Origin of the sequence: Shewanella sp. KCT (assembly GCF_007636505.1) — a bacterium.
In the GTDB taxonomy this organism is placed as follows: Bacteria; Pseudomonadota; Gammaproteobacteria; order Enterobacterales; family Shewanellaceae; genus Shewanella; species Shewanella halotolerans.
This window is the reverse complement of sequence record NZ_LVDJ01000001.1, coordinates 124,102-138,073: the sequence shown is the minus strand read 5'-3', so window position 1 is coordinate 138,073 and position 13,972 is coordinate 124,102. Positions and strand designations below refer to the sequence as shown.

Genomic DNA, 13,972 nt, shown 5'->3' with positions numbered 1-13,972 from the left:
TATATACCTTTACTAAATCAATGTATTCTAGTACTAAAATCGACTAAAAACGAACGAGCGCGCTGCCCCAGGCAAATCCGGCACCGAAGGCCTCGAGAAGCAGAAGCTGACCACGTTGAATACGTCCGTCGCGCACCGCCTCATCCAGGGCGATAGGCACAGAGGCAGCCGAGGTATTACCATGTTTAGCCAGGGTCAATACTACCTTGTCCAGGCTCATGTCGAGCTTCTTGGCGGTCGCCTTAATGATGCGGAAATTCGCCTGATGGGGCACCAGCCAGTCGATCTCAGATTTATCAATCTGGTTGATACGTAGCGTCTCTGTGACCACATGAGAAAGCTGAGTCACGGCGACCTTGAAGACGTCGTTACCCTTCATCGTCATATAGCCGACGGCCTCTGAAGACTCACTGGCTCTTGGCGGGAAGGAACATTTCAGCAGATCGCCTTGACGGCCATCGGCGTAGATATGGGTCGAGATGATGCCTGGCTCTTCTGAGGCGCCCACAACGGCGGCGCCGGCGCCATCCCCGAACAAAATAATAGTGGTGCGATCTTCAGGCTCACACAAACGTGACAGAACATCGGCACCAATCACCAAGACTTTCTTGGCCGCCCCCGTCTTCACAAACTGATCGGCAACCGACAACGCGTAGACAAAGCCAGAGCAAGCGGCGGCGACATCGAAGGCCGGAATGGTATGCACGCCGAGCATAGCTTGAATTTCACAGGCCGCGGCAGGAAAGGCGTTATTGGCGCTCGTGGTGCCACATACGATCATATCCAGCTCGCTAGGGTCTACCCCTGCCATTTCCAGGGCGCGCACGGCGGCGGCGTAGCCCATGGTTGATACTGATTCGTCTTCGGCGGCTATTCTGCGCTCTGAAATACCTGTACGTTCAACAATCCACTGGTCACTGGTATCCACCATCTTTTCCAGATCTTGATTGCTACGGACTTGCGCTGGCAAATAACTACCAGTTCCGAGAATTTTTGTATGCATAAGGAGATATCAGTTATTTATGTCTAAAAGGATCGACTCAAGACGCTCTTCGATCATCTTGGGGAGCCGACGTTGTGCTTCGGTCACTGCCAAACTAATTGCTTGTAAATAGGCAGATTCATCCGCACTTCCATGACTTTTTACTACAATTCCGCGCAATCCTATCAGACTTGCTCCGTTATAGTGGTCGGGGTTCATCTGATTTAAAACACTATTAATGCGCGGGGCGATTAACTTGGCCAGTAATCGTACAAAAAAGCCTTGAGTTAAGCCTTTCTTCAACTGATGGACGAGGAGCCTTGCGATCCCCTCTGAGGTTTTCAGGGTAATGTTGCCAACGAAACCGTCACAGACGATGACGTCGACATTACCCGAATAGATGTCATCGCCTTCAATAAATCCGGCGTAATTAAGCTGAGGACTTTGCTGCAGTAATTGTCCCGCCTGCTGTACCTGATCGTTACCCTTGATCTCTTCGATGCCCACGTTAAGCAGGGCCACCTTAGGGACAGGATTCTTATCCACCGCCTCACACAGCACCGAACCCATCACCGCAAACTGAAACAGGGTTTCCGAGCAACAGGATACGTTGGCACCGAGATCCAGCAGATATACGGGTTTATGATTGACCGCAGGTAAGCAGCTTACCAGGGCGGGTCTATCTATGCCGGGAAGCGTCTTGAGTAACACCTTGGAGATGGCCATCAGGGCCCCGGTGTTACCCGCGCTTAAACAGGCCTGTGCCTTCTTGTCACGCACCAGCTCGATTGCCAGACGCATAGAGCTTTGCTTACAGTTGCGCAGCGCATGCACGGGGCGATCGCACATCTTCACCACTTCTGTGGTGTGCACTAGCTCAATACGCGAGAGTATGTCAGATTCAAGGTGGCTTAGCAGAGGTTCGATTTGCGACCTGTCACCCACCATGATGACGTGTAAGAAGGGGTATAAGCGAAGTGCCTGCAGAGTTGCAGGCACTGTGATGCGGGGACCAAAGTCGCCCCCCATCGCATCTAACGCAAGCGTCAGATTAGTCATCGGCAATCAACAGATTACTTGTTGATAACCTTTTGACCACGGTAGTAACCGTCTGCAGTCACGTTGTGACGACGGTGTAGTTCACCACTCGTTGCATCAACTGACAGTTGAGCAGTGCTCAACGCGTCGTGTGAACGGCGCATACCGCGCTTTGAACGAGATTTTTTATTCTGTTGTACAGCCATTTGACCTGTCTCCTAGATTACTTGCTCTTCAGTTTTTCTAACACTGCAAACGGATTTGGACGCTCCTCTTGAGCGGGTTCAATCTCGCCTACTACTACATCTTGATCGCCTTTGCTGCAGCTTTCGTCAGCATGCATAGGGATCAAAGGCATAGCTACTATCAATTCATCTTCAATCAATTGATGCAGACGAATCTCACCTATCTCATTGCACTCAATAGGGTCATACGCATCCGGGAGCTCATCGATTTCTGCCTCAGACCCGCAAGGGCTAAAACAAAAGTCGACCGTAACCTCAGTGGTAAATAGCGTCATGCAACGTTGACATATCAGAGTGAGCTCCGTCACAGCCTTCCCTTTCAGGTAGACTATCCCCTGTATATCTACACCACATTCAAGCGACACTGCCACATCGGAACAGTCGCCGGCACATAACTCATTTAATCGCTTTAGCTGCACACCGGGTACAATGCCTTCATAAGAAAGCTTGCTGGCCGCTGCGCGTATAGGATCAATTGAAACCGGTATCTTTACTGTTTGCATAAGGCGCGCATATTATAGTTTGAATTACCTTGAGTCAAAGGAAAATTTATCTCCTTTATCGATCCCGCTAACGAAAGCGATAAAACCCATCAATAATTCAAAAATTGTTGGAGTGAAAATTTTACCCAAGGGCCGATGGATACTCAAGCCCCGCACGCTTAAAATAGAAGCATTCGCGCGGCCTTAGTCGCCTCTTTTTATTACCCTTGCCTTAATATAGTTCGCACCTTACATATCGGTTTCATCATGCATGTATTTTTGTGCCATTGCGTTTAAACCTTGCTTGCCCATCTCGTCTTCTACATGACTCAATTCTGCATTTTTACCCAGGATGGCTTATGATAGCCGCCACTCACATAAAGCTTTGCTCCGCGCAATAGATAACAGATAACAAGGTTAAACCATGACCCCGGCTATCATTCTCGCCTCTACCTCGGTATTTCGTCAGTCTTTGCTTAAGAAGCTAGCCATAGCATTCGACACCTGCGCACCAGAGGTCGACGAGACCCCGATTGCGGGCGAGTCTGCTCAGCAACTGGTAACACGCCTGGCATTAGCCAAAGCCAAGGCGGGTGCACAGGGCCGTCAGAGCGGGCTCATCATAGGCTCAGATCAAGTCGCCGTGGTCGATGGCGAGATCATAGGTAAGCCGCTGACTCGTACCAACGCCATAGCACAACTCGAGCGCGTCTCAGGTAAATCCATCACCTTCTTTACCGGCCTTGCACTGTTTAACGCGGCCGATAAGACGAGCGAGGTGATCTGCGAGCCCTTCATCGTACACTTCAGGGCGCTGACGACCGAACAGATCAAATACTATGTCGACACCGAGCAGCCCCTCTACTGCGCGGGCAGCTTCAAATCTGAAGGCCTGGGCATCGCCCTGTTTGAGCGCCTCGAGGGACGGGACCCCAACACTCTGGTTGGCTTGCCTCTGATCGCCCTCACCCAGATGTTGCTTAAGCAAGGGGTCGACATCTTGGCGCCGGCGCAGAAATAAAGGTCATCCGCGAATCACTCATCACCATTAATTACCATTTCGTATTTGCCACCCTGTTTTACGGCATCCGGCGAATTCAAACTCAAGATAAAGTCCTTCAAAGGGCTTTATTGCCGCCTGCTAGCAGACATTCGCTCCACACAACCCAGCATACTTAGCTTTATTCACTAAATCCAAGCTTCACAAACGGATAAAAACTAGCTACTTTGAAGTTTAAGATTTTCATACGCCAATAACATAGCGACAAGGAAGTCAATTGCATTTGGGTGGTTAGTTATTATGACCGATCTCGAAGAAGCGCTTGCCTTGCTCGCCGCCCCCTGTATCGACGAGCGATTTTTCCAGCGAGCCCTAAAAGCACTCGCGCTGGTGACTCAGTGTCGCTGGGCGGCTTTCGCGCGCCCCTCGATTCATCGCGGGAAAATTGAGGTGGTCGCCTTTTGCGACGTGAAACAAACCATTCCCGGGTTTGAATTCGAGCTCATGGGCTCCCCCTGTGAAGCCATCTATCAGATGCGTTACCCCAATACCCATCTCTTGTATGCAAATGATCTGCAGCAGCGCTTTCCCGACTTTCAGCTCATCAAAGATCTCGGCGCCGTCAGCTACCAGGCCGAGTTGATCCTGGACGACGAGGGCGGCCCGATTGGGCATATCTTGGTGATGGATACTCTCCCCCAGCGGGAAAACACTAAGTCGCGGGAGTTTTTCCGGCTACTCGCCCAGCGGATCGGTATCGAGTACAAGCGCCTGCTGATGTCGAGGGAATTATCGGTGCACAAGGAGATGATCGCATCGACCCACCACATGATGTCCTTCGTCGGCCTCGACTATCGCTATCATGTGGTGTCTAAAGGCTATGAGCACCTGCTTAACTGTGATGCGAGCCAGATCATCGGTAAACATGCCAGCGAGATCCACGGCAAGGCGATATTCGAGACCCACCTTAAGCCGCTGCTAGACAGATCCTTCGCAGGAGAGTCGATAAACACCCAGACCCGCATCCATCCGCCTTCCGTACCCGAGCCACAATACCTCAACGTCCATCACAACCCGCACCAGGATGAAAATGGCCGAATAAGCGGGGTCATAGTCTCGGCCCACAACATTACCGAGCTGCATAAGGCAAAAGAGCAAAGCGAATATCTGGCCTTTCATGACTCGCTGACCCAGCTGCCTAATCGACTGGCGCTGTTTAATCACTTCGCCGACTTGTTGTCTCGCCTAAACCAAAGCCAAGCAGAACTCGCCGTGCTCTATCTGGATCTGGATGATTTCAAGCTGATCAACGACAACTACAACCATCTGGTTGGTGACAAGGTGCTGCAGAAGGTTGCCGAGATATTAAGGAAGGTATGCCCAGAGGCTGAGATGGTGGCAAGGATCGGCGGCGACGAGTTCATCATATTGCATAGCTTCGATGCTCAGGATGAGAGCGACAAAAGCCGCGCGCTCTCCGCGCTCTGCCAAAGCCTGAATCAGATGCTTGACGAAGGCATTAACCATGAGGGAGATCATCTGAGGCTCGCCGCCAGTATCGGCTGTCACTGGGTCGAGCCGGATCAGAGAGATGTCTCGGCGCTTATCTGTCTGGCGGACAAATCAATGTACCGCAACAAGCGCCGTAAGCGGCTTAACGAGGCTCGCCAGTGATGAGTGGTAGCAGCGCCAGCGGATGCTCGGCGATGGCAACAGGGTTGGCTTCTTGCAGCTTCAACGCAGAATGAGCGCCATAACTCACCCCTATGCCATCTATGCCCGCATTGCTCGCCATATTGAGATCGTGCACCGAGTCGCCGATCATCACCGCCTTGTCGGGAGCAACATCGAGCATTGAGAGCAGCTCATGCAGCATCTGCGGGTGAGGCTTACTCTTGGCCTCATCGGCGCAGCGACTGGCCGAAAAGTGCTGATGAAAACCTGTCTCATTGAGCACCCTATCTAACCCGGCGCGGGCCTTACCGGTAGCCACAGCCAGTTGATGCCCAGACGCCTTGAGAGACAAGAGCACCTGCTCGGCGCCGTCAAACACTGGGCTCGGCGTTTGATTGAGCTGCAGATACTGCTGGCGATACACACTAACCATATTCTGACGGGTCTGCTCGCAAGCACTGGGATGCAGAACATTTAGCGCCTCGTCCATCGACAGACCTATGATGTCTCGAATCGCTTGCTCGCTCGGCACCATCATGCTCAGCTCCCTGGCGGTCTGCTGCATGCAGGCCACTATCTTGCTGACCGAGTCCATCAGGGTGCCATCCCAGTCGAATATCACTAGATCGTATCGTTTCATGCCTTATCCAATTTGTTCAATAAGTCTTGTAGTGCCTTATCCAGTGGCGCCTTCACCTGCATCACTTCTTCGGTCGCTGGATGGGTGAATTTCAGTTGGGCAGCATGAAGAAAGAGACGATTGAGCCCTAACTCGCGCATGGCATCATCGAACTTCTGCTCGCTGTATTTCTCGTCACAGGCGATGGGGTGACCGGCATATTGGCAATGCACACGGATCTGATGGGTACGTCCGGTAACCGGACTGGCCTGTACCAAGGTGGCCCCCTGGTAGCGCTGCATCACCTTAAAACGGGTTTCCGAGGGTTTACCCTCCTGATTGACCCGCACGATACGCTCGCCCGACTTTAGGGTAAGTTTCAGCAGCGGCGCATTGATCACCTTGTCATGGTTTTGCCACTCACCGCGAACCAAGGCCATGTAATCCTTCTGCATCTTCTTGTAACGCAGCTGATCGTGCAGGTGTTTAAGCGCGCTGCGCTTCTTGGCGATCAACAAGACGCCCGAGGTTTCCTTATCCAAGCGGTGAACCAGTTCGAGAAACTTCTGCTCCGGTCTGAGCGAACGCATCGCCTCGATCACGCCAAAATCAACGCCACTGCCACCATGCACCGCAATGCCTGCAGGCTTGTTTAGCACTATGATGGCCTTATCTTCAAACAGGATACGCCCCTCGAGTTGGGACACCTTGGTCAACTTAGCACTCGGTCCGGGCTTGTCATCGCTGCTGGATACGCGAACAGGCGGGATCCGTACCACATCGCCGTCTTGCAGCTTATATTCGGGCTTGATCCGCTTCTTGTTGACGCGCACCTCGCCCTTGCGCACGATACGATAGATCATGCTCTTGGGGACGCCCTTCAATTTAGTGACCAGAAAGTTATCGATTCGCTGGCCCAAATGGTCCTCATCTATGGTGACCAACTCGACCTTATTTAACGCTTGTTGACTATTCATGCTACGCCTTGTCTCTTTCAAGCCGCATATTGTACATCAGTTCAGAAGTTTTGTGCCTTTCCATTTGCTGATTTTCTGGATTGTTGCTATATTTGCCACGCCAATGGGGATAAATAGTGAATAAAGTGTTCACAAATCGCCCAAAGCAAGCGCGAAGAGCCGAGACTAAAAGATATTTATACTGAGTAGTAAGTGATTGACTTACAGGTTGTTATAAAAAAAATAAACCGAGAAAACGAGTTTAAACAACTAAACACAGTATCAATACCACATTTCAACGTGGTTTCTCTAAGAATAGCGCCCCAAATTCGAAGTTTAATTTTAACTTGTCGTCAGACGAGCACATATCGATTTTGGCATTACCGGAAAGCACATTAGAATTTATGGGGTTGGTTGACGTTTTACAACGAATTCCTTGTTTTTAGCGATTTTAAAAAATAAGCCATAAATAGGATGCGACACGCAGCGATTGCGTCTTACAAAGATTGCGCACCTTTGCCCAGACCCAAGCCGTGAGGCTCCACTTACCATTCTGGGCCCGTAATGCATCGAAAAAGCTTCGTTTGATGACCTTATTTTAAGAAGAAATACGTCATCATGAAACGGATGTTAATTAATGCGACTCAATCTGAAGAGTTGCGCGTTGCCCTAGTTGATGGGCAACAACTGTACGATCTCGACATTGAGAGTCCTGGTCACGAGCAGAAGAAAGCCAATATCTACAAGGGTAAAATCACCCGCGTAGAACCCTCTCTTGAAGCGGCTTTCGTCGACTATGGCGCCGAGCGTCATGGTTTCCTTCCCCTTAAAGAAATTGCACGCGAATACTTCCCTAAAGGTTACTCTTTCCAAGGCCGTCCTAACATCAAAGAGGTGGTGAAAGAGGGTCAGGAAGTCATAGTACAGATTGATAAAGAAGAACGTGGCAACAAGGGCGCGGCCCTGACCACCTTCATCAGTCTGGCGGGCTCATACCTGGTGCTGATGCCAAATAATCCTCGCGCCGGCGGTATTTCTCGCCGAATCGAAGGTGATGAGCGTACCGAGCTAAAAGCGGCTATGTCTGAGCTAGAAGTACCGCAAGGCATGGGGCTTATCGTGCGCACCGCAGGTGTAGGTAAAGATGCTGCCGAGCTGAAATGGGATCTTAAGGTTCTCCAGCACCACTGGGCTGCCATCGAAGAAGCGGCGCAAAACCGCCCTGCACCTTTCCTGATCCATCAGGAAAGCAACGTTATCGTTCGCGCCATCCGTGACTACCTGCGCCGCGACGTAGGCGAAGTCCTTATCGACCATCAGCGTATCTACGAACAGGCCAAACAACACGTTGCTTTGGTGCGTCCTGACTTTGTCGATCGTATCAAGCGCTACGAAGCAGAAGTTCCGCTATTTACCCATTTCCAGATTGAAACTCAGATCGAATCGGCCTTCCAGCGTGAAGTTCGCCTTCCTTCTGGCGGTTCTATCGTTATCGATCCAACCGAAGCACTGACCTCAATCGATATCAACTCGGCCCGCGCAACTAAGGGCGGTGACATCGAAGAAACTGCGCTCAATACCAACCTTGAAGCGGCCGACGAGATTGCCCGTCAGCTTCGTCTGCGCGACTTAGGCGGCCTGGTGGTTATCGATTTCATCGACATGACGCCGGTCAGACACCAACGCGAAGTCGAAAACAGAATGCGCGACGCCGTGCATCATGACAGAGCCCGTGTGCAACTGGGACGCATCTCTCGCTTCGGTCTGATGGAGATGTCGCGTCAGCGTCTGCGTCCGTCACTGGAAGAGTCTGCTGCGCACCTGTGTCCACGCTGTCATGGCCAGGGCACCATCCGTGGTACCGAGTCACTGGCGCTCTCTATCCTGCGTCTGATGGAAGAGGAAGCGATCAAAGAGAACACCTCTCAGATTGAAGCGATCGTGCCTGTCGATGTCGCTGCCTTCCTGCTCAACGAGAAGCGTAAAGCCATTCGTATCACAGAGCAGCGTCACGATGTCGAAGTCTATGTGATCCCAGATCCAAACATGACGACACCTGACTACCGTGTGACCCGTCACCGCAAAGACGATCAGATCAGCGAGTCAAGCTACAAGCTGCTCGAGCAGCCTGAATCTAAGCTCTACGAGCCGCGTAAACTAGAGCGCGCCGCCTCACCTGAGCCAGCACTGAAAGGCTTCTCAACGCCGGTTAAGGATGCCCCAACCCAGGCGGCGCCCGCACCAGCCAAGCAGGTTGAAAAGCCTCAAGAGCCAGGTTTGATCGCCAAGCTATTTGCCGCCATCGGCAAGCTGTTTGGTGGTGAGCCAGAGCAGCCAAAGGAAGAGGTTAAGAAAGAGCAGCCTCGTCGCAACGCGCAAAACCGTAACAGTCGTCGCAACAACCGTCGCAACGATCCACGTAAGAGCCGCGACGAAGGCAAAGAGACCGACAACAAGCGCAGCCGTGTTGCCAAGAGCGAAGATACCGACAACCGCGCCGCTAAGGGCCGTAACGAGAAACGCCAAAAGCGTGACCGTGACGACAAGCCACAGAGTCAGAGCAAAGACACTGAAAGCCAAGCGCAGCAGCCAAAGCAAGAAGCCGCTCGCGAGCGTCGTCAACGCCGCAACATGCGCCGTAAGGTCCGCGTGCAGTCAGAGCAGCAGCTCGCCGATGAGGCCGCACTCGCCGTCGAAGTTGCCGAGAAGGCCAACGACGAGCAGGTACAAGTGCCAGCCGCAGAAGCCTCTGCAGACGATAAGCCGCAGCGTCAGAAACGCCAGCCTCGTAAGAGCAAGCCTAAGCAGGAAAAAGTCGACAAGCTAGCAGACGAGACTCAAGCCGAGCAAGTCGCTGCTGAAGACACTGCCAGCGAGCAGCCAGCTGTCGAGACTCAGGCCGCAAGCGAGCCTCAAGCAGCAGTCGATGCCGAAGTGACGGCACAAGGCGAAGCTAATGCCAAAGAAACTCATGCGGACGAAGCTCAAGCAGAAGAGGCTAGTGCTCAACCGCAAGAGGGCGAGTCTGAAGGCAAACGCGAGCCAAGAGAAGGCCAACGTCGTAGTCGTCGTAGCCCACGTCATCTGCGCGCCGCCGGTCAACGTCGTCGCCGCGATGAAGAAGGCAATGGTGAAGTTAGCAATGGCGAGCCCGCCTTCATTCCAAACGAGGTGGAAACTGCGCCTCTGCTGGGTGAGCAGCTAGAACAAGAAGGCAGCGTTGTTGAAGCCGTTAGCGAAGTACAGGCACCTGCGACTGAGCAAGAAGCGGTTAAACAAGAGGCTGACGAAGTAACTCCAGTCACCGAAACGACTGTCACCGAAACGACAGTCACCGAGGAAGCACCTGCTAAAGCGGCCGCCGAAGAAGCTTCTCAAGAAGAGAGCAAGCCTAAGCCAAGACGTCGTGCACCTAAGGCCAAAGTCGCCTCTGAAGAGGAAACCTCTGTAGAAGAAGCACAGCAGAGCCTACCTCTGGCAGGCGAGGCGGAAGCCAGTCTGAAAGAGGAAGTTCAGGCAGAGCTGGATCTAACCAGCACACCTGAAGAGGTTAAGGCCAGCCAGGAAGCGGCGCCTCAAGCGGAAGACGTCGCAGCACAGGCCGAAGAGCCAGTGGCAGTAGAAACTGCACCTGTCGAGACGCCTGAAGTCGAAGATGAAGCTAGGGCTGAAACTGTAGCAACTGCTACTGAAGCACCTGCTGCCAAAGAAAACAGCGCCGCCTCAGCCCCTATGGCAAAGCCTGCAGCCGTACAAGCCCCAACCGCTAAGGTGAAACCTGCGGCTAAAGTTGAGGCAACGCCAGCAGAGGATAAGCCAGAAGAGACGGTTAGCGACAAGGCTGAGAAGCCTGCGCCTAAGGCGACCAGCCGCTTTGGTTCCATGGTGAGTTCTACCATGACCAAGCCTGAGGTAGAAGCCAGGGCACTCGTTGACACCCCATCGGGACGTCAATATGAAGCCACGACAAAAGAAGCTTCTGCCGAGCCAGTGAAACGCGGTAACAGCGCAAACTCGGAAATGGCACGTCCCTAAGGTATACTAAGCCTTAAGTCAAAAAAGCCATGCAATAGTGCATGGCTTTTTATTTTATTGGCGCCACTATTTTGCTAGTATGCGCGACCGAAAATCACTCAACTAACATATTAATAACAGAGGCTAAATGTTCGATCTTATTCGTCACAAAACCAGCAGCCACAGAGCCGACCTCTTGTCGGGACTCACGGTTGCCTTGGCATTGGTCCCCGAAGCCGTTGCTTTTGCTTTCGTCGCCGGTGTCGAGCCTATGGTCGGCCTATACGCCGCCTTCATCATGGGACTGGTCACCGCCCTCATCGGCGGACGTCCCGGCATGATCTCTGGCGCCACGGGTGCCATGGCGGTTGTCATGGTGGCACTGGTCAGCGAACATGGGGTGCAATACCTCTTTGCAGCGGTCGTGCTGGCTGGCCTGATACAGGTGGCTTGTGGCCTGTTTAAGCTGGGAAAATTTATCCGTATCGTGCCCTATCCTGTGATGATAGGCTTCGTGAACGGTCTGGCCATAGTGATCTTTCTGGCGCAACTAGGCCAGTTTAAGGTCCCCGACGCTAACGGTGTGTTAACCTGGCTACCACAAGATCAATTGATCCTCATGCTGGGTCTAGTGGCCCTCACCATGGCGATCATCCACTTCCTACCTAAGCTCACCACGGCGTTTCCGTCATCATTAGCGGCGATCCTGACGGTCACCGCCATCGTAGTCTTCATGGATCTCGATACCCGTAACGTACTGGACTTCTTGAAATCCATGTCTGGCGATGAAAGCGCGACCATAGCCGGCAATCTGCCTAGCTTCGCCATTCCTTCTGTGCCCTTTAACCTGGAGACGCTGTCGATCATCCTGCCCTACTCCTTTATCTTGGCGGCGGTTGGTCTCATCGAGTCTCTACTGACCCTGACGGTGATCGATGAGATGACCAGCACCCGAGGCAAAGGTAACAAGGAATGTGTCGGCCAGGGCATAGGTAACATCACCAGTGGCTTCTTCGGCGCCATGGGTGGCTGCGCCATGATAGGTCAGTCAATGATCAACATTAACTCGGGCGGACGCGGCAGACTCTCGGGCATTACGGCGGCCATCGCCCTACTCACCTTTATCCTGTTCGGCTCGGCGCTGATCGAGATGATCCCACTGGCGGCGCTTGTGGGTGTGATGTTCATGGTGGTACTGGGCACATTCGAGTGGGCAAGCTTCAAGGTGATGCGTAAGGTGCCCAAGCATGATGCCTTCGTGATCCTGCTGGTGACTGTGGTGACTGTGTTTACCGATCTCGCCTTTGCGGTATTTGTCGGCGTTATCGTCTCAGCGCTGGTATTTGCCTGGGAGCACGCCAAACATATCAATGTCGATGTGAGCGAAGATGCCAACGGCTGGAAAGTCTATAAGCTAAACGGTCCGCTATTCTTCGGTTCAGTTGCCGAGTTCTTAGAGCTGTTCCACGCCAAGACAGATCCACAAGATGTGATTGTCGATTTCCAAAACTCTCGCGTGTGCGATCACTCGGCCCTCGAAGCCATTGACACCTTGGCAGAGCGTTATGTGAGCTCGGGTAAGCGATTGCATCTGCGTCACCTCAGCCATGACTGTAAACAACTGTTGCATAAGGCGGGCGACTTGGTAGAGGTCAACCTGATAGAAGACCCCCACTATAAGGTGGCCGACGACAAACTCGATTCTTAAGGCATCCAGCTCCAAATAAGCTGGCTAAACCTTGGCAACAAAAAAGGCGCATCATGCGCCTTTTTTATTATCCACCGCCCGACTTGAGCCGCTCCTTAAACAGGGCTTTTATCTTATCCACCTTGGGCTTGACCACCATCTGACAGTAGGGCTGCTGCCGGTTATGCTCGAAGTAGGCATCGTGATAAGGCTCGGCGGGATAGAAGTTATCCAGCGCCACCAGCTCTGTAACTATGGGCTTATCGAAGATATTGGCCTCGGTCAGCCTGTCTATCATCTGACTTGCGGCCCTAACCTGCTCATCGTCATGGGCAAAGATCACCGAGCGATACTGAGTACCGACGTCATTACCCTGACGATTAAGGGTGGTGGGATCATGGCTCTGCCAGAAGACCTCCAGCAGCTCTTCAAAGCTGATGATATGACTGTCGTACTCTATCTGCACCACCTCGGCATGGCCCGTATCCCCGGCGCAGACGGCGCGGTAGTTAGCGCTGGAGGCATCCCCACCCGCATAGCCAGACTTCACCGATATCACGCCTCTGAGCTGACTAAATACCGCCTCGAGACACCAGAAACAGCCACCGCCAATGGTCGCCCAGCGAATATGACTGTCATCGCTCTGCTGCGTCGCTTCACCTTTGAAGACCATGGAGACAGAGTTCACGCAGTGGCGCAAATTCTTGTCTGTCAGGTATTCTCCCTCAAACACATGGCCTAAATGCGCGTCGCACTGAGCGCACACTATCTCCACCCGATGACCATCGGCATCGGGCAAGCGTTTTACCGCCCCCGGGATCTCATCATCGAAGGCAGGCCAGCCACAATGGGCGTTAAACTTATGCTCGGACAGATAGAGAGGCGCATCACAGCGCTTACAGTGATAGACACCAGGCGCATCGTGCTGGTTATACTCGCCACTAAAGGGGCGCTCGGTCCCCTTGCTCTCAATCACATACCGCTCAAATTCCGTTAGTTCACGCATAGTTAAAGACTCTTGCACTCCTGTACCGCTAATACGACCCTTAGGGTCAATAAGATCACACTACTCACAATAGCAGATAAAAGACCTAGTAAATAGGTAGGTTATTGCATGATTATATCAATTATCGGCTGTTTATTAGCTAGCCCATGATTTTAATGATGAAAATATTAGCGGTGATCTAGCCTCTTCTTATGGCCAAACAATGAAAACGTGATTTTTATCACACCCAATTGCCCAAAGGCGATCCCAGGGGTACACTGCCTGCGGGG

11 protein-coding genes are annotated in these 13,972 nt (G+C 52.5%); 4 read left to right on the top strand and 7 right to left on the bottom strand.

Translation table 11 applies throughout. The features are described from left to right. Positions 1-43: 43 nt before the first annotated feature. From AYI87_RS00685 to yceD, 4 genes are read right to left on the bottom strand one after another with little or no spacing between them, the layout of a single operon-like run. A complete protein-coding gene (locus AYI87_RS00685; RefSeq protein ID WP_011865400.1) occupies positions 44-1,003 on the bottom strand; it encodes a beta-ketoacyl-ACP synthase III in 960 nt (319 codons plus the stop codon). Positions 1,004-1,012: 9 nt separating this feature from the next. Continuing rightward, positions 1,013-2,041, bottom strand: coding sequence for a phosphate acyltransferase PlsX (plsX, locus tag AYI87_RS00680; protein ID WP_144198737.1), 1,029 nt, complete (start codon positions 2,039-2,041; stop codon positions 1,013-1,015). 14 nt (positions 2,042-2,055) lie between these two features. After that, positions 2,056-2,226 (bottom strand): 50S ribosomal protein L32, encoded by a 171-nt coding sequence (rpmF, locus tag AYI87_RS00675; RefSeq protein WP_011865398.1) that lies wholly within the window; start codon positions 2,224-2,226, stop codon positions 2,056-2,058. Positions 2,227-2,243: 17 nt separating this feature from the next. Beyond that, positions 2,244-2,768: a 23S rRNA accumulation protein YceD gene (gene yceD / locus AYI87_RS00670; protein ID WP_144198735.1), complete on the bottom strand. Its 525-nt coding sequence runs from the start codon at positions 2,766-2,768 to the stop codon at positions 2,244-2,246. Between the two features lie 403 nt (positions 2,769-3,171). Here yceD and AYI87_RS00665 point away from each other — a divergent pair, with 403 nt between their 5' ends. Further along, positions 3,172-3,768 carry a Maf family protein gene (locus AYI87_RS00665; protein WP_144198733.1) on the top strand — a complete coding sequence of 199 codons (597 nt, stop codon included), beginning with the start codon at positions 3,172-3,174 and terminating at the stop codon, positions 3,766-3,768. 279 nt (positions 3,769-4,047) lie between these two features. Further along, complete coding sequence (locus AYI87_RS00660) at positions 4,048-5,421, top strand: sensor domain-containing diguanylate cyclase (RefSeq protein ID WP_144198731.1); 1,374 nt, start codon at positions 4,048-4,050, stop codon at positions 5,419-5,421. Here the strand turns inward: AYI87_RS00660 and AYI87_RS00655 are convergent. Both AYI87_RS00655 and rluC read right to left on the bottom strand, forming a co-directional pair. Next, positions 5,402-6,061 carry an HAD family hydrolase gene (locus tag AYI87_RS00655; RefSeq protein WP_144198729.1) on the bottom strand — a complete coding sequence of 220 codons (660 nt, stop codon included), beginning with the start codon at positions 6,059-6,061 and terminating at the stop codon, positions 5,402-5,404. The two genes, AYI87_RS00660 and AYI87_RS00655, sit on opposite strands and share 20 nt — an antisense overlap. Further along, on the bottom strand, positions 6,058-7,017 hold the full coding sequence (gene rluC, locus AYI87_RS00650; RefSeq protein WP_144198727.1) for a 23S rRNA pseudouridine(955/2504/2580) synthase RluC: 960 nt from the start codon (positions 7,015-7,017) through the stop codon (positions 6,058-6,060). The genes AYI87_RS00655 and rluC overlap by 4 nt, the downstream gene beginning before the upstream one ends. A gap of 597 nt (positions 7,018-7,614) precedes the next feature. On the opposite strand from rluC, the gene rne reads away from it, so the two are divergent. Beyond that, on the top strand, positions 7,615-11,031 hold the full coding sequence (gene rne / locus AYI87_RS00645; RefSeq protein WP_144198725.1) for a ribonuclease E: 3,417 nt from the start codon (positions 7,615-7,617) through the stop codon (positions 11,029-11,031). 127 nt (positions 11,032-11,158) lie between these two features. Next, entirely contained in the window at positions 11,159-12,718 is a 1,560-nt protein-coding gene (locus AYI87_RS00640; RefSeq protein ID WP_144198723.1) for a SulP family inorganic anion transporter, read from the top strand. Between the two features lie 67 nt (positions 12,719-12,785). On the opposite strand, the gene AYI87_RS00635 is transcribed toward AYI87_RS00640, so the two are convergent. Then, complete coding sequence (locus tag AYI87_RS00635) at positions 12,786-13,703, bottom strand: bifunctional methionine sulfoxide reductase B/A protein (protein WP_144198721.1); 918 nt, start codon at positions 13,701-13,703, stop codon at positions 12,786-12,788. Positions 13,704-13,972: the final 269 nt, after the last annotated feature.

Excerpts from the sequence above, each read along its gene's own strand:
- AYI87_RS00685 (WP_011865400.1), bottom strand. The coding sequence starts at position 1,003 with ATGCATACAAAAATTCTCGGAACTGGTAGTTATTTGCCAGCGCAAGTC.
- plsX (WP_144198737.1), bottom strand. The coding sequence starts at position 2,041 with ATGACTAATCTGACGCTTGCGTTAGATGCGATGGGGGGCGACTTTGGT.
- rpmF (WP_011865398.1), bottom strand. The coding sequence starts at position 2,226 with ATGGCTGTACAACAGAATAAAAAATCTCGTTCAAAGCGCGGTATGCGC.
- yceD (WP_144198735.1), bottom strand. The coding sequence starts at position 2,768 with ATGCAAACAGTAAAGATACCGGTTTCAATTGATCCTATACGCGCAGCG.
- AYI87_RS00665 (WP_144198733.1), top strand. The coding sequence starts at position 3,172 with ATGACCCCGGCTATCATTCTCGCCTCTACCTCGGTATTTCGTCAGTCT.
- AYI87_RS00660 (WP_144198731.1), top strand. The coding sequence starts at position 4,048 with ATGACCGATCTCGAAGAAGCGCTTGCCTTGCTCGCCGCCCCCTGTATC.
- AYI87_RS00655 (WP_144198729.1), bottom strand. The coding sequence starts at position 6,061 with ATGAAACGATACGATCTAGTGATATTCGACTGGGATGGCACCCTGATG.
- rluC (WP_144198727.1), bottom strand. The coding sequence starts at position 7,017 with ATGAATAGTCAACAAGCGTTAAATAAGGTCGAGTTGGTCACCATAGAT.
- rne (WP_144198725.1), top strand. The coding sequence starts at position 7,615 with ATGAAACGGATGTTAATTAATGCGACTCAATCTGAAGAGTTGCGCGTT.
- AYI87_RS00640 (WP_144198723.1), top strand. The coding sequence starts at position 11,159 with ATGTTCGATCTTATTCGTCACAAAACCAGCAGCCACAGAGCCGACCTC.
- AYI87_RS00635 (WP_144198721.1), bottom strand. The coding sequence starts at position 13,703 with ATGCGTGAACTAACGGAATTTGAGCGGTATGTGATTGAGAGCAAGGGG.